Genomic DNA, 815 nt, shown 5'->3' on the forward strand with positions numbered 1-815 from the left:
CCGGCGCCGCTGGCCAGCACCGCGCTGGCCGAGGCCATCACCCCGGCCAACTACGACTCCGGCCTGGAGCAGCTGCGCGGCTGCGACCTGATCATCGAAGCCATCGCCGAGCGCATGGACTGGAAACACGACCTCTACAAGAAGATCGCGCCGTTCGTGGCCGACCATGCGGTGCTGGCCTCCAACACCTCCGGCCTGGGCATCAACGCCCTGTCCGACGTGCTGCCGGAACAGCTGCGCCACCGCTTCTGCGGCGTGCACTTCTTCAACCCGCCGCGCTACATGCACCTGGCCGAGCTGATCCCGGCCAAGCACACCGAGCCGTCGGTGCTGGAAGGCCTGGAAAGCTTCCTGGTCACCACCCTGGGCAAGGGCGTGGTCTACGCCAAGGACACCCCGAACTTCATCGGCAACCGCATCGGCGTGTTCTCGATCCTGTCCACCATCCACCACACCGAGCAGTTCGGCCTGGGCTTCGACGAGGTCGACGGTCTCACCGGCCCGCTGGTCGGCCGTCCCAAGTCGGCGACCTACCGCACCTCCGACGTGGTCGGCCTGGACACCATGGCGCACGTCATCAAGACCATGGGCGACACCCTGCCGAACGATCCGTGGCATGCCTTCTTCAAGGCGCCGAAGTGGCTGGAGGCGCTGATCGGCAAGGGCGCGCTGGGCCAGAAGACCGGCGCCGGCATCTTCCGCAAGGTCGGCAAGGACATCGTGGTGCTGGACCTGCAGAAGCAGGACTACCGCCCGGCCGACCGCGCCGCCGCACCGGAAGTCGTCGAGATCCTGAAGATCAAGAACCCGGCGGA

Annotated in this window: 1 protein-coding gene; it reads left to right on the forward strand. The window is 67.1% G+C overall.

Features of this window, described 5'->3' with window-relative positions; all coding sequences use genetic code 11:
- Positions 1 to 815: 3-hydroxyacyl-CoA dehydrogenase family protein (locus CEK66_RS19615; RefSeq protein WP_193312727.1), on the forward strand; the 815-nt coding region annotated here is incomplete at both ends.

Origin of the sequence: Xanthomonas sp. LMG 12460, from assembly GCF_009192895.1 — a bacterium.
GTDB lineage: Bacteria > Pseudomonadota > Gammaproteobacteria > Xanthomonadales > Xanthomonadaceae > Xanthomonas_A > Xanthomonas_A sontii.